Below are 16,705 nucleotides of genomic sequence, written 5' to 3' on the forward strand. Positions count from 1 at the left end.
TCCACGACCCTATGGACCGAATGACAAAGTACAGAGCATCTCTGCTGCGTAGCAACCGGATCGGTTCTCATCCCCTCCCCGATGGCTGGGTCTCGGCTAGATTCATCGTGTGAACTTCGCTCAGCGTGAACGCCGTGCAATGGTCGAAACGATGGACGAGGCCGGGCCGGACGCGCCGACTTTATGCGGAGACTGGACGGTGCGCGACTTGGCGGCGCATCTGGTTGTCCGGGAACGCCGCCCGGATGCCGCGCCGGGGATCATGTTGCGGCCCTTCGCCGGTTATCTGCAGCGGCGGCAGGACGAGGCGGCGCAGCGTCCGTTCCCGGAGTTGCTCGACAAGGTCCGCACCGGTCCGCCGTGGTGGTCGCCGTTGCGTCCGGTGGACGCGATCGCCAACCTCAGCGAAATGTTCGTCCACCACGAGGATGTCCGGCGGGCACAGCCCGGCTGGGAGCCGCGGGAGCTGCCCGAACAGGATCAGCAGCGGCTGTGGTCGGTGCTGCGGCGGATGGGCAAGATGGCCTACCGAAAATCCCCGGTACCGGTGGAACTCTCGACCCCGGCGGGAGATCGGGCCCGGGTCGTGGACAAGCCCGGCCCCGTGGTGACTCTGTCCGGTACGCCCGCCGAACTGCTGCTGCACGCATTCGGGCGGGAAGAGGTCCGGATCGAATCGGCCGGAGAACCGGAGGCCGTCCGGCAAGTACTCCAGCTGGACCGTTCGATCTGATCCGTATCGGTGGGCGGCGGGAATCACCACCGTCGCGAGGCCGGTACCAGTGTTGCGGATGGTCCGGATGGGGTTGTTGCGGCTAGCCTGAGCCCATGGCAGGTAAGTCCCGCGGCACAACCACACCGGGTGCGCGGGCGGGATCGGCTCGGGGGCGGACCACCGCGGCCCGTTCTCGTTCGGGCACGCGTCGATCGGACGGCGCCACACGGGCCCAGGGCCCGGCGCGGAAAACCGCGCAGCAGGGCGGCGCGCGCAAGGCGCCGGCCACCCGCGCCCGGCGCACCACACGCCGTCCCGCCCCACCGCGGCGTTCGGATACCGCTCCGCTGGCCGTATTCACCCGGTTGGTGAGCGGCGGATGGACCATGGCGGCCCGCGGGGTCGGCGCCACCACGCGCGCGATCAGCCGCGCCGGCGAGATCGAGCACGGGCACCGCCGCGACGGGGCCGCGCTGGGGCTGATCGCCCTGAGCGCCGTGATCGCCGCGGCCGTCTGGCTGTCGGCCGGTGGTCCGATCGGACGCTGGGTCGAGGGACTCATCCGCGCGGTGACCGGCTCGGCCTCCTCGGTACTACCGTTCGTGGCCGCCGGTATCGCCGTCGTACTCATGCGCACCGAACCACGACCGGAGATCCGCCCTCGCCTGGTGCTGGGCGGGTTGCTGATCGGGTTGCCGTTCCTCGGGCTCTGGCATATCGCCGACGGCGGGCCGGCCGACGCGGCGGGGCGTGCCGAGGCCGCCGGTTTCGCCGGTTTCGTCATCGGCGGCCCGCTCACCGATGGCCTCACGGCCTGGCTCGCGGTGCCGATTCTGTTGCTGGCCATGGTGTTCGGCCTGCTACTGGTCACCGGGACGACGGTGCGTGAAGCACCGCAGCGGTTGCGGGAATTCTTCGGTGCCCCCGGCTACGAGGACGACTATCGCGACGGATACGACCCGATCGACGAATACGAGCCGGCCGAACCGGCCGGGCGGTCCCGCCGCCGAGGACGTGCCCCGGCCGACAACTATCCGGCCGACGAGTTCACCGGGCCGCCGGTCGGTCCGGACGGCGTCGCCGAACCGCCGCTGCGCGATGCCAAACCGATCGCCGCGGCCGGGGAGGAGAAACCGGCCGGGCGTAAGAAGCGCAAACCCGTTGCGGCGGCACCCGTCGACCAGACCCCGCCGCCGGAGCCGGAGCCGGAATTCGTCACCGACCGGGTCGCCGAGGGCGATTACACCCTGCCGCCGATGAATCTGCTGGTCGACGGAGACCCACCGCGCCGCCGCAGCGCCGCCAACGAATCGATGATCGAGGCGATCACCGAGGTGCTGGTGCAGTTCAAGATCGACGCGGCAGTGACCGGGTTCGTTCGCGGGCCGACTGTCACCCGGTACGAGGTCGAGCTGGGACCGGGCGTGAAGGTCGAGAAGATCACCGCGCTGACCCGCAATATCGCCTACGCCGTGGCCACCGAGAACGTGCGCCTGCTCGCCCCGATCCCGGGGAAATCCGCCGTCGGTATCGAGGTGCCCAATGCCGACCGGGAACTGGTGCGCCTGGCCGATGTGCTGAAGGCGCCGTCCACCCGCAACGACCACCATCCACTGGTGATCGGCCTGGGCAAGAATATCGAGGGCGAGTTCCTGGCGGCGAATCTGGCCAAGATGCCGCATCTGCTGGTAGCCGGCTCCACCGGTTCCGGTAAGTCCAGTTTCGTCAATTCGATGCTGGTATCGCTGCTGCAGCGGGCCACCCCGGACGAGGTCCGGATGATCCTGATCGACCCGAAGATGGTGGAGCTCACCCCATACGAGGGTATCCCGCATCTGATCACCCCCATCATCACCCAGCCGAAGAAGGCCGCCGCGGCGCTGGCCTGGCTGGTGGAGGAGATGGAACAGCGCTATCAGGATATGCAGGCCAGCAAGGTCCGCCATATCGACGATTTCAACCGGAAGGTGAAATCCGGCGCCATCACCACACCGCTGGGCAGCGAACGCGTTTACCGGCCCTACCCGTACATTCTGGCCATCGTCGACGAACTCGCCGATCTCATGATGACTGCGCCGCGCGATGTCGAGGACGCCATCGTGCGCATCACCCAGAAGGCCCGGGCCGCGGGTATCCACCTCGTTCTCGCCACCCAGCGTCCGTCGGTAGACGTGGTGACCGGCCTCATCAAGACCAATGTGCCCTCGCGGCTCGCCTTCGCGACCTCCTCGCTCACCGATTCGCGGGTCATTCTCGACCAGCCCGGCGCCGAGAAACTCATCGGCATGGGTGACGGGCTGTTCCTGCCGATGGGCGCCGGGAAACCGACCCGCCTGCAGGGTGCCTTCATCAGCGATGAGGAAATCCAGGGCGTCGTCGAGTTCACCAAGAATCAGGCCGAGCCGGAGTACACCGAGGGCGTCACCGCCGCCAAGGCGGGGGAGAAGAAGGATGTCGATCCCGATATCGGCGACGACCTCGATGTTCTGCTGCAGGCCGTGGAGCTGGTGGTGACCTCCCAGTTCGGGTCCACCTCGATGCTGCAGCGCAAACTGCGGGTCGGGTTCGCCAAGGCGGGGCGATTGATGGATCTGATGGAGACCCGCGGTGTGGTGGGGCCGAGCGAGGGGTCCAAGGCGCGTGATGTGCTGGTGAAACCGGACGAGCTCGATGGCCTGCTCTGGTCGATCCGCGGTGGCGGGGACGAGAATCCGGAACCGGGCGAACAATGAGGCATACGTGCGGTGGCCTCGCTACTCGGCCGCGCCGGGTGTGCGAGGATAACCGGCAATCACTCCGCAACACGCCTGAATCGGGCATATCGGGCATGATTGTGGTCATGACTCGTACTGCTGAACGGACTACCGCATGCAGGTAAGTGCTCTCGTGTGGGGGATCACCATCGTGGTGATCCTCGGCCTGTTCGTTTTCGACTTCTTCGCCCACGTGCGCACCCCGCACGAACCGACCTTCCGCGAATCGGCGTTCTGGTCGGCCGTGTACATCGGCCTGGCACTCGCCTTCGGCGGTGTGATCGCCTGGCAATGGGGCGGCACCTTCTCCGGCGAGTACTACGCCGGTTTCGTCACCGAGAAAGCACTCTCGGTGGACAACCTGTTCGTATTCCTGATCATCATGTCCACCTTCGCCGTGCCACGGATGTATCAGCAGAAGGTGCTGCTGATCGGCATCGTCATCGCATTGGTGATGCGCGGTGGATTCATCGCCGTGGGTGCCGCGGCGATCAGCGCGTTCAGCTGGGTGTTCTACCTGTTCGGCCTGTTCCTGGTCTACACCGCGGTCAAACTGCTGCGGGAGAGCGGGCACGAGGTCGAGGAGGAACAGAAACGCGACAGCCGGATCGTCGCCCTGACCAAACGGCTGGTACCCACCACCGAGGAGTACGACGGCGACAAACTGGTCACCCGGATCGACGGCCGTAAGGTGGTCACCCCGATGCTGCTGGCGTTACTGGCCATCGGTTTCGCCGATCTGCTGTTCGCGCTCGACTCCATCCCGGCGATCTACGGCCTCACCGAAGAGCCCTACATCGTGTTCACCGCGAACGCGTTCGCGCTGATGGGCCTGCGCCAGCTGTACTTCTTGATCGGCGGCCTGCTCGACCGGCTCGTGTACCTGTCCTACGGACTGGCTGCGATCCTGGCCTTCATCGGCGTCAAACTGGTCCTGCACGCCCTGCACGAGAACAACCTGCCGTTCATCAACGGCGGCGAGCATGTGAGTGTGCCGGAGATCTCCACCGGGCTGTCGCTGTCGGTGATCCTCGGGATCCTCGTGGTCGCGACGGTGGCCAGTTTGCTGCGTACGCGGGGCACAGCGCGGCCGCAGCCGGCGGAACCGAAGGACTAGTTCATACCGCGTACCGGCCGCACCACACCGGCCGGTACGCGGTGCCGGCCGGTCGCGGTGTTCGTCAGCCGGCGAACGCGCCGAGGACGGGCAGCCACGAACCCAGCTCAGAGCGTGCGCAGCATCCGGGTGTTGCCCAGGGTGTTCGGTTTCACGTAGCTGAGGTCCAGGAACTCCGCGACGCCCGTGTCGTAGGAGCGGCACATCTCCGCATAGACCTCCGCCGTCACCGGGGTGCCGTCGATCTCGGCGAAACCGTGCCGGGCGAAGAACTCCACCTCGAAAGTGAGCACGAACAAGCGGCTCAACTCGAGTTCGCGTGCCACCTCGATGAGCTGATCCACGATGACTTTGCCCACACCGTGTCCCTTCACATCGGGCGCCACCGCCACCGTGCGCACCTCACCGAGGTCCGCCCACAGCACATGGAGCGCCCCGCAGCCCACCACGCGGTCACCGAGATCGGCGACCCAGAACTCCTGTACGGATTCGTACAGGTTGACGAGGTTCTTCTCCAGCAGGATCCGGCCCGCGTACACATCGACCAGCGATTTGATCGCCGGGACATCGGAGGTGCGGGCGCGACGCACTCGCACGGAGGCGGTCTGCGTACCGGGTGCTTCGCCGGTCGCGCTGCCCAGGGGTCCCCGTGAGGTCATGGGGTGCACAGTAGTCGGCGGCCGTACCGATAGTCTGAGTGTGTGCCGCAGACCCCGCCCGCCCGCTCGACCTCGCGCCGCCGTCCCGGCGCGCCGGCGCGGCGCCCGGCTCGCGCGGCAGTGCCCGGGCGATTACGGGCAGCCGGACCAGGACGAGGCTGCGCAGCAGCGCGACGGGGTGCGTGCACGCAGGAACGGCTATGAGCGTGCATCCCGAAGAAATGGACCGGCGGCTCGCTGCCCCCGCGCCGGCGCGCGGGGAGCGCGCTCCCGCGCCCGCCGAATCGGCGGTTCCGCTGCTGAACATCGCCAATATCCTCACCATGGCGCGGATCGCACTGGTCCCGTTGTTCGTCCTGGCTCTGTTCGCCGACGGCGGGCACCAGACCGGGTGGCGGATCACCGCGACCCTGCTGTTCGCGCTTGCTGCGATCACCGACCGCTTCGACGGCCAGCTGGCCCGCAAATACGGTCTGGTCACCGATTTCGGCAAACTTGCCGACCCCATCGCCGATAAAGCGCTCATCGGCTCCGCGCTGATCGGACTGTCCATCCTCGGCGACCTGCCGTGGTGGATGACCGTGGTGATCTGTGCCCGTGAGATCGGAATCACGCTGCTGCGGCTGGCGGTGGTGCGGCGCGGCGTCATACCCGCAGGCCGCGGCGGCAAACTGAAAACCCTGGTCCAATCGCTGGCCATCGGTGTCCTGCTCTTGCCGCTGGCCGGTGGGTTCGCCACCGCGGGAATGGGGTTGATGTGGATCGCGTTGTTGCTGACGGTGGTGACGGGACTGGATTACGTCGGACAGGCCATCCGCCTGTGGCTGGCCGGACCACACCGCAGCCGCCGATGACCACGGCCGACCCGCTCGCCGGGGAGACCGCGGCCGCGGAGCTCGTCGCCGCAATGCGCGACAGCAATCAGACGGTCGCCACCGCGGAATCGCTCACCGCGGGCCTCGTCGCCGCCACGATCGCCGGAGTCCCCGGGGCCAGCGCCGTGCTGCGTGGCGGGTTGGTGGTGTACGCCACCGATCTGAAACATCACCTCGCCGGGGTCGACGAACAAGTGCTGGCCGGTGAGGGCCCGGTGGCCGCGAGCACCGCCGAACAGCTCGCGGTCGGCGCGAGGACCAGATGCGCCGCCGACTGGGGAATAGCGTTGACCGGGGTCGCCGGACCCGACCCGCAGAACGGAATCGGGGTCGGCACCGTCTATCTCGGTCTCGCCGGACCCGGGCATACCGAGGTGGTGCGGTTGAAACTGACCGGCGACCGGTGGAATATCAGGTTCACAGCGACACGCGCCGCGGTACAGGAACTGCTGCGGTGCGTGCGGGGCGCCCCACCCACCCGGTGAGCGGTTCCGCGTCCGGTCCGGGAACCTCCGGGGCCGGTTCCGACGTTGTGCCAGGAGAGAACCGCGTGCGTGCCGTGGGCTGCGGCATCAGAGGCGACGAGCCTACCGGGAGAAGGAGAACTCGATGACGCTGCTGCGAGAAGCGATCGGGGACAGTCTGCGGCGTGCGCGCCTCGCCCAGAGCCGGACCCTACGTGAAGTATCCACCTCGGCGCGGGTGAGCCTCGGCTACCTGTCCGAAGTGGAACGGGGGCGGAAGGAGGCCTCCAGCGAACTGCTGGCGGCGATCTGCGAAGCCCTCGACGTACCGCTCGCCCGCGTTCTGTGGGATGTGAGCACCACCATCGCCGGCGAAGAGCTCCCCGTGGCCGCCGCGCCCGGACGTGGGACCGCCGAACCGGCCACCGTCGAGCCGGCTGCCGAACCGGCCATGGCCGAACCTGCTCCGGCCGGTTCCGCCGCGTCCGTATCGGCCGGATCCGCCCGGCCGCAGGTCGACGGCGATACCCGCATCGTCATCCCGGCACCCAACAACGGTCCGCTGGTACTGGTCGAAGCGGCCTGAATCGGTCATAGCCCGGGTTTATCCGATCGTGACAATGCGCGTAACGCACCGGAGCAGATAGATTCGTAGGAGGCGTCCGCGGGCCGCCCGCGGCGTGACGCGGCCTTTCGGTAGCCGGTACCGGGCGCCGCATGGTGGAGGATAGGTACCGATGAGTGCGCGACGGTCGCGCACTGGCGAGTCGCCCAGGCGGCACAGTAGATGGAGGCGGGATCAACCGATGGCTAATCCGTTCACGAAGGCCTGGAAATATCTGATGGCCCTCTTCGACTCCAAGATCGAGGAGCACGCGGATCCGAAGGTCCAGATTCAGCAGGCTATCGAAGAAGCGCAACGCCAGCACCAGGCCCTGTCCCAGCAGGCCGCCTCGGTGATCGGGAACCAGCGGCAGCTCGAGATGAAGCTGAACCGCCAGCTCGACGAGGTGGAGAAGCTCAACGCCAACGCCCGGCAGGCGGTTTCGCTGGCCGATCAGGCCAACGCCGCCGGGGATACCGAGAAGGCGATCCAGTACACCAACGCGGCCGAGGCGTTCGCCGCCCAGCTGGTCACCGCGGAACAGTCGGTCGAAGACCTCAAGGTGCTGCACGATCAGTCGCTGCAGGCCGCCGCGCAGGCCAAGAAGGCGGTCGAGCAGAACGCCATGCTGCTGCAGCAGAAGGTCGCCGAACGCACCAAGCTGCTCAGCCAGCTCGAACAGGCGAAAATGCAGGAGCAGGTCAGCGCCTCCCTGCAGCAGATGGACAGCACCCTGTCGGCCCCCGGCAGCGTCCCCAGCCTCGACGCGGTGCGCGACAAGATCGAACGCCGGTACGCCAACGCCCTCGGGTCCGCCGAACTCGCCCAGAACACCGTGCAGGGCCGGATGGTCGAGGTCCAGCAGGCCAGCATCCAGATGGCGGGCCACAGCCGTCTGGAACAGATCCGGGCATCCATGCGCGGTGACGCCCTGCCCGCCGGTGACGCCAACGCCGCCATCGACCCGGGCAAATCCGCCGCCGAGCCGGCGCAGCCCCAGCCGCAGATGAACAAAGGCCAGACCGCTCAGCAGTAGCGGGACAAGAGTTCGGCGAGGACAGCGTATGAAGTCTGATCGAGCCCGGTACCCCGCCGGGGCCCCGGCGTTCGACCCTGCCCGCCCGGACCTCCCGCAGCAGGCTGTCTCGGTAGCCGAGTCGCTCCGGACGGCCGGGGAAAATGCCCTCGTCGCCGTCCGGCGCTGGGCGGATCCGCGCGAACGCGAACTCCGCCGCCGCCGGCGCGCCCGGCGCCGCAGTATCGGCTTGAGCACCGCATCCGGTCTGACCACCGCCGGAACGGTCGGCCTCGTCCTCCTGTCCGCTCCCGCCTGGGCCGTGCTGGTCCTGGGCGGTGGCGCCATCGCCCTGGTCACCGGCGCGGCGCTGAGTACCCGGCGCTACCTGCAATTGCGCCGTGCGCCGCTGCCGCTCGCGGGGTACGTCCCGCGCAAACTCCCGTCCGCACGCTCCGCGGCCCGGCCTGCGATATCGCGGCTGGCCCGCGCCGAACGCGTTCTGCACGATGTGGCCGGCCAGATCGCCCGCACCCGCCGGCTCCCCGCCGACGAACTGGACGATCTGGTGGCCACCGCAGCCTCCGGTGCCGCCGCCCTGACCGCGCTCGCCACCGATATCGCCACCATGGAGGGCGCCGTCCGCACCCTCAGCGGCGGTGCCGCTGCCCTCACCGATACGGCCGATATCCAGCGCCTGAACGAGAACGTGCACTCGATCGTCGCCCGGCTCGATACCGGCGTCACCGAATACGAGCAGGTCGTGGCCGCGGCCACCCGGATCCTGGCCGTGGACGAAACAGGCGCACTGCGCTACGAATTCGACGGTATGGTCGCCGACCTCCGTGAGGCCGCCGACCGGATGGACGGCTGGGCCCAGGCACTCACCGAACTCGCCGACCGAGCCCCCGGCCCGCTGCTCCCACCCGCTGCGCCGACTGTGCCCGCGCCCGCCGCGGAGCCCGTGCGGAATACCGGCCGTCGCTGAAATTCCACTCAGGGACAACCCTGATCTTCCCCCTATATTGCCTCTCACCTGGTGATTTCCCGTTTCCGCGGTGTCATGCTCGACGTAGGAGACAATCGCTGGGAGGCAAAATGTTGTGGAAGATCATCGGCGTGGTTGCCGTCGTCTGGATCGCGCTGGCAGTGATCGGCGCGCTGATCAAGGGCCTGTTCCCGATCCTGGTGGTCAGCGCCGTGGTGTTCGGTCTGTACCTGCTCTACAAGGCGATCTCGGGGTCGGACGACAACACCGTAACCAAGATCTGAACCGCCGTAACGCGGGGCGGCCCGTGGCAGGACGGTTTCCGTCGCGCGCGAGAGGCGGATCGGCCAGGATGGGCGTATGACAACCGTTCCCCCGCTTCCCGAAGACTGGCAGCGTGCACTGGTGATCGTCGCGCACCCCGACGATATCGAGTACGGGGTCGCCGCGGCCGTGGCCCGCTGGACCGGCCAGGGCAAGGATGTCCGATATCTGCTGGCCACCTCCGGAGAGGCCGGAATCGCCGGACTGCCGCCCGCGCAGTCCGGTCCGCTCCGCGAAGCCGAGGAGCGCGCCTCGGCGGCCGTGGTCGGAGTGCAGGAGGTCGAATTCCTCGGCCATCCCGACGGCCGCCTCGAGGCGAACCTGGCACTACGCCGAGATCTGGCCGCCGCGATCCGGCGGCATCGCCCGGAACTCGTGGTCCTCGGGCATTTCGGTCCGACCTGGGCGCCGGGGTTCGTCAACAGTGCCGATCACCGGGCGGTGGGACGGGCCGGCCTCGACGCGGTATCGGATGCGGGCAACGAATGGATCTTCCCCGAAATCGCCGATCTCGCGCCGTGGAGCGCGCGCTGGGCGGCCGTCGCGGTCCCCAGTGGTGCCACCCACGCGGTGGACGTCACCGCCACCGTCGATGCGGCCGAGGCCTCCCTGGCCGAACACCGGCGCTATCTCGAAGTCCTGAATCCGGAGCAGCCCGTGGCCGAACAGGCCCGGGCCGTGGTGACCATGACGACGGGCGCTATCGCGGGTTTCCCGGCCACCCGCGCGGTCGGTTTCGAACTGTTCACTTTCTGAGCTGTGCCGGCCGAACCACGTTGCGCGACCTCGAACCCCGCGCACGCCCGCCTGACGGGCCATGGCAGGCTGGGCGGATGCGCGTAGCTGTTGTCGCCGGTCCCGATCCGGGCCATGCGTTTCCCGCTATCGCACTTTGCCTGCGTTTCCGGGAAGCGGGTGACGAACCCGTGCTCTTCACCGGTCCGCGGTGGTTCGACGCCGCCCGCGAAGCCGGGATCGGGGTGCGCCGGCTGAAGGGGCTGGCGCCACGCCCGGGTGACGACGATGCCGATGCCGGCGCGCGGATTCATCAACGGGCGGCCTATATCTCGACCGAGATCCTGCCCGAGCTCAGCGCCATGCTCCCCGAACTGGTCGTATCGGATGTGCTGACGGCCGGTGGCGGGATGGCGGCCGAACGGCTGCGGGTCCCGTGGGTGGAACTCTCCCCGCACCCCCTCTATCTCCCGTCGAAGGGGCTGCCGCCCATCGGTAGCGGTCTTGCGCCCGGTACCGGATTGCGTGGTCGCGCCCGCGACGCGGTACTGCGGAAACTCACCGATCGCGCCGTGCGCACCGGTACGCGCCAACGTGAACTGGCACGCGCCGGGGTGGGGCTACCGGCCGCCGATCCCGGTCCGGCCGCCCGGTTGATCGCCACCCTGCCCGCACTCGAAGTGCCGCGACCGGATTGGCCGGAGAACGCGCATCTCGTCGGACCGCTGTTCTGGGAGCCCACCGATCGGATCCTCGAACCGCCGCCTGGTGACGAGCCACTGGTGATGGTGGCTCCGTCCACCGCGCACACCGGTGTGGACGGAATGGTCGATACCGTCCTGACGGCGCTCGACGGGGCCGGGGTGCGGGTGGTGATCTCCACACTGGACGAGCCGCGGGCCGATCTACCGTCCTGGGCGCGGGCCGGGCTGGGACGGCAGGACGAACTGCTGTCCCATGCGTCGGTGGTGATCGGCGGCGGCGGTCACGGGCTGCTGGCCAAAGCTTTGTCCGCGGGGGTGCCCGTGGTCACGGTTCCGGGTGGTGGCGACCAGTGGGAACTGGCGAACCGCGCCGTGCGGCAGGGGAGTTCGTTGCTGATCCGCCCCCTGGCCGCGGACTCGGTGCGCGAGGTGGTCCGCCGGATCCTGGACGACCCGGGTTTCGCCGACGCGGCCCGTACCGCTGCTGCGGGAGCCGGTGACGTCGCGGACCCGGTGGATATCTGTCGCCGGGTGGCGGGCGGCGTCCGGGCGGGTTGATCCGCGGGCCGCACCGGGTGTGCGGACAGGTATGTTCGGGCACGTGCGGTTGACGGAATTCCAAGAACTCTTGCACACCGAATTCGGCGAGACCCGGGGTGACACCTTGCTCAACGATCACGTCATCCTCGCGCTGGGTGGCCGGACCGGCTCGGCCGCCATCGAAGCCGGTGTGGATCCCCGTGAGGTGTGGCGCGCGCTGTGCGCCGAATTCGACGTTCCACGCTCCAAGTGGTGAACCGGTGAATCGGGTCCGTTACCGGCCCCTGACCCCTGGGCCGGCGACTCGCGGATCCGGAGCTTGACTCGAACATCTGTTCGTCTAGGCTGAGCCCCGGAACTTGTCGGTGCCGCCCTCTACCGTGGGCACCAACCACACCACCCAACTACCAACCAACCGGTGAAAAGGGGAGTCACGATGGCGCCACAGGCCTATGACCGCGACAAGGCGCTGGAGCTCGCACTCGCACAGGTCGAGAAGAGTTTCGGCAAGGGCGCGGTGATGCGCCTCGGGGAGGAGGCCCGTCAACCCGTCTCGGTCATCCCGACCGGTTCCATCGCACTGGATGTCGCGCTGGGTATCGGGGGGCTGCCGCGCGGCCGGATCGTCGAGGTCTACGGTCCGGAATCCTCCGGTAAGACCACCGTCGCGCTGCACGCCGTCGCCAACGCGCAGGCACTCGGTGGAGTCGCCGCCTTCATCGACGCCGAGCACGCCCTCGATCCCGATTACGCCGCCAAGCTCGGCGTCGATACCGATGCCCTGCTGGTATCCCAGCCCGATACCGGTGAACAGGCCCTGGAAATCGCCGATATGCTGGTCCGCTCCGGCGCCATCGATATCATCGTCATCGACTCGGTCGCCGCGCTGGTACCGCGCGCCGAAATCGAGGGCGAAATGGGCGATAGTCATGTCGGCCTGCAGGCCCGCCTGATGAGCCAGGCCCTGCGCAAGATGACCAGCGCCCTGAACAATTCCGGCACCACCGCGATCTTCATCAACCAGCTGCGCGAGAAAATCGGCGTCATGTTCGGTTCTCCCGAAACCACGACCGGTGGTAAGGCGTTGAAGTTCTACGCCTCGGTGCGCCTGGATGTCCGGCGTATCGAAACGCTGAAGGACGGTAGCGATGCGGTGGGCAACCGGACCCGGGTGAAGGTCGTGAAGAACAAGGTGAGCCCGCCGTTCAAACAGGCCGAATTCGATATCCTGTACGGCCACGGGATTTCGAAGGAGGGGTCGCTGATCGATATGGGAGTGGAGCACGGGTTCATCCGTAAATCCGGCTCCTGGTACACCTACGAGGGCGATCAGCTCGGGCAGGGTAAAGAGAACGCCCGCAAGTTCCTGCTGGACAACGTCGATATCCGCGACGAGGTCGAGAAGAAGATCAAGGAAAAGCTGGGCATCGGCGCGGATGTGACCGCTACGGAGGAGACTCCGGCCGATTTCTGATCCGATGAATCAGCGCTCCGCATCCGGGGGCCCGGAGCTGTCCGATCCGGTGGCGGAGGTTCGTCGCCGGTTGGACGAGATCCTCGCGGCCGGCGGTAGGTCCGCCGGTTCCGGCCGGGGAAACCGGGCGGACGAGTCCGATCCGCAGCGGACGCGTTCGCCCGGTTCCGGCTCCGCGCGGGGAGAACAGGGTGCCGGCGATGCGGGCAGCCCGCCGGGTGGATCGCTAGAACAGGCGAAAGAAGCATGCCTGCGGTTGCTCGCGGTGCGGGCCCGCAGCCGTGCCGAACTCGCACAGCGGCTGTCCGCCAAGGGGTTCGCCACCGCGGTGATCGATCAATCCCTCGACCGGCTGACCGAGGTGGGACTGGTCGACGATGCCGAATTCGCGCGGCAGTGGGTGCGGCAGCGGCACAATTTCTCCGGAAAAGGCCGGCAGGCGCTGGCCCAGGAATTGCGCCGTAAAGGCGTGGCACCCGAGGAAGCAACGGCCGCGCTCGACGACATCACCGCCGACGACGAACACGAGCGGGCCACCGAACTGGTGCGCCGCAAACTACGCACGCTGCCCGCGGACCTGGATCGTGAGAAGGCCATCCGGCGGCTGGTCGGAATGCTCGCCCGCCGCGGTTACGGCCACTCCGTGGCATACACGGTGGTCAAGGCCGAATGGGAGGCGAACCGAGGGGATTCGGGTCTCGGCGAGACTGATGCGCCACTCGGCTGATCGCCGGTTGGCACCCGCTGATCGGCTGGATCCCGGCGACTCCCGGAGAACCGTATCGGTGGACCCTGCTCCGTTGCTGCTGCCTCGGGGCCCGGGTCGATGGTGCCTCTCGCCACGACGACGTGCCACGACCGCCGGGCAGCGGTTGCCGCGCGTGGTGGACACCCCAGCCCACAGGCTCCGTACTACGGAAACGGGTTCTTCGCCAACCACATCTTCTGGCTGCCCGCATTCGCACCGTGAGTCCGGTGGCGGATTTCCGCCGAATGGATAGGCCGTTGATCGGCCGGTCCGCAGCGGCCGCGGAAGATCATGGTGCCGGGACGTGCGGGCCGCGGGCCCGCGCGATGGCGGGGGCCGGCGACAACACGGAGAATGCGGTGATGCTGCTGACTCGACTCGACCGGTTCAACCGCCGCCATCCGTGGAGTCACAACGATCACTACGGTGGGTGGGTCGAGCGCCGGGTCGTGGCCGCCGGTGCCCGGGATGTACTCGATATCGGCTGCGGGACGGGCAACCTCATCGCCCGGCTGCGTGGCCGGATTCCCCGGATCACCGGACTCGAACCCGACGCCACATCCGCCCGCGCGGCGGCGAAGCGTTTCGCCGGCGACCCTGCCGTGCGAATCGTCCAGGCCGATTTCTCCCGGCGTGAGCCACAGCGGTGCTGGGATGCTGTAACCCTTGTCGCGGTCCTGCACCACCTGCCCTTGGCCCCGGCCATGCGTGAACTACGCGAGTGTCTGCATCCGGGCGGGCGACTCGTGATCGTCGGCTGTTACCGCATGGCCGGCCCCGTCGATGTGCTCGCCGCCTTACCTGCCGCTGTTCTCAATCCGATCATCGGAATGATCAAGCATCCGGCACCCGCCACGGCGCTGCCCGCGCATATGCGGGCACCCACCGCCGAACCGCAGGAGAGTCTGGCGGAGATCCGGGCTGCGGCCGGGCACGAACTCCCGGGGGCCCGGATTCGGCGGCGCCTGTTCTGGCGATACACCCTCGTCTACGACGCCCCCGGCGGGAAAGGTATCGCCCAGGGATCCTGAGGCCCGGTCCGGCCCATGCTCCTGCGGTGACGCCGAGGTGCTTCGCGACGATTCGGTATCGCCCGGCAAATCGGTTCGGCTACCTGCTGATCCGTGCCGATGCCCGGACGGCACCACGTCGCCCGGCGGCGTGCTCGAGCCGCGTCGGCAGAGTCGAGCGGGGTGGCCTGTCGGTGGCGATGGTCGACGACGCTGGCTCCCTGGGGGATCCACATACCGGGCAGCGGCGAAAGCGTATTCGCGCTCACCGCCACCCGGTATCGCCACGGCTACTTGGTGATGTCCACTCCGGGAGCGGCATCGGTGATCACGGTGTCGGCGGCGACCACCGCGCCGCCCCGTTTGCGGCGGCCGGAACGGAGTCGCTTCTCCAGCCGGGTGGCGAGGGTGGAGAGCAGGACGTTCAGCAGGATCATGATGATCGCGACAACGATCAGCGCGGGGATGGTGTTCGATTCCGCGGCGCCGAGTTGCTGGGCGCTGCGGACGACTTCCTCGTAGGTGATCACATACCCCAGTGCGGAGTCCTTCAGCGCCACCACCATCTGCGATACCAGCGCGGGCAGCATGGCGGTGATCGCCTGCGGTAGCAGGATCAGGCGCATCAGCTGGCCCTTGCGCAGCCCCAGCGCGACACCGGCCTCGGTCTGGCCTTTGGGAAGGGACAGGATTCCGGCGCGTACGATCTCGGCGATCACCGACCCGTTGTAGATGGTCAGCGCGGTCACCACGGCGCCCAGCGCCAGGTACTCGGAATCGAAGAGGTCGTACTCGGAGTACAGGGCGAAGAGGAAGATCATCAGGATCAGCACCGGGATGGCGCGGGCGATCTCGACGATGGTGCCCGCGGTCCAGCGCAGCCACCGGTGATCGGAGAGGCGGGCGATCCCGAAGATCATGCCGAGTACCAGGGCGAACACGATCGACAGTGCCGCGGCGACCACGGTGCCCTCCAGGCCCGGCAGGATATAGGTGGTCCATACCGCGCCGTCGAGGAACGGCTCCCATTTATCGGCCGTGAACTGGCCTTGATCCGCGAAACCACGGTAGACGTACCAGCCCGCGACCACCACCGCCGCCAGGACGACGAGCGAGTAGAGAATATTGCGGACGCGGGCGACGGGGCCCGGTGCGTCGTAGAGAACGGATGCCTTGCCACTCATCGGGCCACCTCGAATCGTTTGGCCAGATGCCCGAACAGCAGGCCGGCCGGCAGCGTCAGGATCACGAAACCGAGAGTGAAGATGAGGCCGATGGTGATCAGCGCCGCCTCGGTTTCGATCATGTTCTTCATCAGGAACGAGGCCTCGGCCACGCTGATCGCGGAGGCGACCGTCGTGTTCTTGGTGAGGGCGATGAACACACTGCCCAGCGGTGCGATCACCGATCGGAAAGCCTGTGGCAGCACGATGATCCGCAGGTTCTGCAGAAAGCTCAGACCGAGGGAACGCCCGGCCTCCGACTGGCCCAGCGGCACCGTATTGATTCCGGCGCGCAGCGATTCGCAGACGAAGGCGGCGGTGTACACGCTCAAGCCGATAACGGCCCAGCGGAAGTTGTTGTCGGCCAGTGAGGTCGGACCGTCGGCAGCCAGGTTCATCCCGAGCGTGGAATACAGGCCCAGCGAACAGAACACCAGGATGAGGGTGAGCGGGGTGTTACGGAAAATGGTGACGTAGGCCGTGCCGACCCAGCGGGCCACCGGTACGGGCGAGACCCGCATACCGGCTATGAGGGTGCCCAGTACCAGCGAACCGACCGCGGACAGGACGGTCAGCTTGATGGTCATCCAGAATGCGTCGAGCAGCTGGGTGTCGTAATCCGAGATCAAATCGAACACGGTGGTTGCGCGCCTCCGATCGGCGGGAAGGGCCGGGATCGGGGGGGGGGGGGGGGGGGGGGGGGGGGGGGGGGGGGGGGGGGCGCCGCCCCCGCGACGAGCACGCCACCGCGCGCCGC

General features: G+C 68.0%; 18 protein-coding genes. 15 read left to right on the top strand and 3 right to left on the bottom strand.

Annotation, left to right across the window (positions count from 1 at the left end; genetic code table 11):
- The first annotated feature begins 109 nt into the window (after positions 1 to 109).
- The 3 genes from QH196_RS08705 (at position 110) to QH196_RS08715 (ending at position 4,585) form a co-directional block, all read left to right on the top strand.
- Positions 110 to 733 carry a TIGR03085 family metal-binding protein gene (locus tag QH196_RS08705; RefSeq protein WP_280415249.1) on the top strand — a complete coding sequence of 208 codons (624 nt, stop codon included), beginning with the start codon at positions 110 to 112 and terminating at the stop codon, positions 731 to 733.
- A gap of 95 nt (positions 734 to 828) precedes the next feature.
- Positions 829 to 3,447 carry a DNA translocase FtsK gene (locus QH196_RS08710; protein ID WP_280415250.1) on the top strand — a complete coding sequence of 873 codons (2,619 nt, stop codon included), beginning with the start codon at positions 829 to 831 and terminating at the stop codon, positions 3,445 to 3,447.
- A gap of 136 nt (positions 3,448 to 3,583) precedes the next feature.
- Positions 3,584 to 4,585, top strand: coding sequence for a TerC family protein (locus QH196_RS08715; protein ID WP_280415251.1), 1,002 nt, complete (start codon positions 3,584 to 3,586; stop codon positions 4,583 to 4,585).
- Positions 4,586 to 4,692: 107 nt separating this feature from the next.
- Here the strand turns inward: QH196_RS08715 and QH196_RS08720 are convergent, their stop codons facing one another.
- Positions 4,693 to 5,244 carry an amino-acid N-acetyltransferase gene (locus QH196_RS08720; RefSeq protein ID WP_280415252.1) on the bottom strand — a complete coding sequence of 184 codons (552 nt, stop codon included), beginning with the start codon at positions 5,242 to 5,244 and terminating at the stop codon, positions 4,693 to 4,695.
- Positions 5,245 to 5,444: 200 nt separating this feature from the next.
- On the opposite strand from QH196_RS08720, the gene pgsA reads away from it, so the two are divergent.
- From pgsA to QH196_RS08780, 12 genes are all read left to right on the top strand, one after another.
- Positions 5,445 to 6,098 (top strand): CDP-diacylglycerol--glycerol-3-phosphate 3-phosphatidyltransferase, encoded by a 654-nt coding sequence (gene pgsA / locus QH196_RS08725; RefSeq protein WP_432278213.1) that lies wholly within the window; start codon positions 5,445 to 5,447, stop codon positions 6,096 to 6,098.
- Positions 6,095 to 6,604 carry a CinA family protein gene (locus tag QH196_RS08730; RefSeq protein ID WP_280415253.1) on the top strand — a complete coding sequence of 170 codons (510 nt, stop codon included), beginning with the start codon at positions 6,095 to 6,097 and terminating at the stop codon, positions 6,602 to 6,604. Before pgsA ends, QH196_RS08730 begins: the two co-directional genes overlap by 4 nt.
- A 124-nt stretch (positions 6,605 to 6,728) precedes the next feature.
- Positions 6,729 to 7,169: a helix-turn-helix domain-containing protein gene (locus tag QH196_RS08735; protein WP_280415254.1), complete on the top strand. Its 441-nt coding sequence runs from the start codon at positions 6,729 to 6,731 to the stop codon at positions 7,167 to 7,169.
- Between the two features lie 220 nt (positions 7,170 to 7,389).
- Positions 7,390 to 8,223: a phage shock protein PspA gene (gene pspA / locus QH196_RS08740; protein WP_033241464.1), complete on the top strand. Its 834-nt coding sequence runs from the start codon at positions 7,390 to 7,392 to the stop codon at positions 8,221 to 8,223.
- A 28-nt stretch (positions 8,224 to 8,251) separates the two neighbouring features.
- On the top strand, positions 8,252 to 9,190 hold the full coding sequence (gene pspM, locus QH196_RS08745) for a phage shock envelope stress response protein PspM (protein WP_280415255.1): 939 nt from the start codon (positions 8,252 to 8,254) through the stop codon (positions 9,188 to 9,190).
- Between the two features lie 110 nt (positions 9,191 to 9,300).
- Positions 9,301 to 9,474, top strand: coding sequence for a hypothetical protein (locus QH196_RS08750; RefSeq protein ID WP_280415256.1), 174 nt, complete (start codon positions 9,301 to 9,303; stop codon positions 9,472 to 9,474).
- Positions 9,475 to 9,550: 76 nt separating this feature from the next.
- On the top strand, positions 9,551 to 10,270 hold the full coding sequence (locus QH196_RS08755) for a PIG-L deacetylase family protein (protein WP_280415257.1): 720 nt from the start codon (positions 9,551 to 9,553) through the stop codon (positions 10,268 to 10,270).
- Between the two features lie 77 nt (positions 10,271 to 10,347).
- The gene (locus QH196_RS08760; RefSeq protein ID WP_280415258.1) at positions 10,348 to 11,511 is read left to right on the top strand and encodes a glycosyltransferase; all 1,164 of its coding nucleotides are present in this window, start codon (positions 10,348 to 10,350) and stop codon (positions 11,509 to 11,511) included.
- Positions 11,512 to 11,554: 43 nt separating this feature from the next.
- A complete protein-coding gene (locus QH196_RS08765) occupies positions 11,555 to 11,749 on the top strand; it encodes a DUF3046 domain-containing protein (protein WP_062974632.1) in 195 nt (64 codons plus the stop codon).
- Positions 11,750 to 11,929: 180 nt separating this feature from the next.
- Entirely contained in the window at positions 11,930 to 12,967 is a 1,038-nt protein-coding gene (gene recA, locus QH196_RS08770; protein ID WP_280415265.1) for a recombinase RecA, read from the top strand.
- Between the two features lie 79 nt (positions 12,968 to 13,046).
- A complete protein-coding gene (gene recX, locus QH196_RS08775; protein WP_432279458.1) occupies positions 13,047 to 13,694 on the top strand; it encodes a recombination regulator RecX in 648 nt (215 codons plus the stop codon).
- Between the two features lie 383 nt (positions 13,695 to 14,077).
- Positions 14,078 to 14,746, top strand: a complete 669-nt coding sequence (locus QH196_RS08780; protein ID WP_280415260.1) for a class I SAM-dependent methyltransferase — start codon at positions 14,078 to 14,080, stop codon at positions 14,744 to 14,746.
- A gap of 269 nt (positions 14,747 to 15,015) precedes the next feature.
- On the opposite strand, the gene QH196_RS08785 is transcribed toward QH196_RS08780, so the two are convergent.
- Both QH196_RS08785 and QH196_RS08790 read right to left on the bottom strand, forming a co-directional pair.
- On the bottom strand, positions 15,016 to 15,909 hold the full coding sequence (locus QH196_RS08785; protein ID WP_280415261.1) for an amino acid ABC transporter permease: 894 nt from the start codon (positions 15,907 to 15,909) through the stop codon (positions 15,016 to 15,018).
- A complete protein-coding gene (locus tag QH196_RS08790; RefSeq protein ID WP_280415262.1) occupies positions 15,906 to 16,586 on the bottom strand; it encodes an amino acid ABC transporter permease in 681 nt (226 codons plus the stop codon). The genes QH196_RS08785 and QH196_RS08790 overlap by 4 nt, the downstream gene beginning before the upstream one ends.
- Between the last annotated feature and the right edge of the window lie 119 nt (positions 16,587 to 16,705).

Origin of the sequence: Nocardia carnea, from assembly GCF_029868325.1 — a bacterium.
Taxonomy (GTDB): Bacteria; Actinomycetota; Actinomycetes; order Mycobacteriales; family Mycobacteriaceae; genus Nocardia; species Nocardia carnea_C.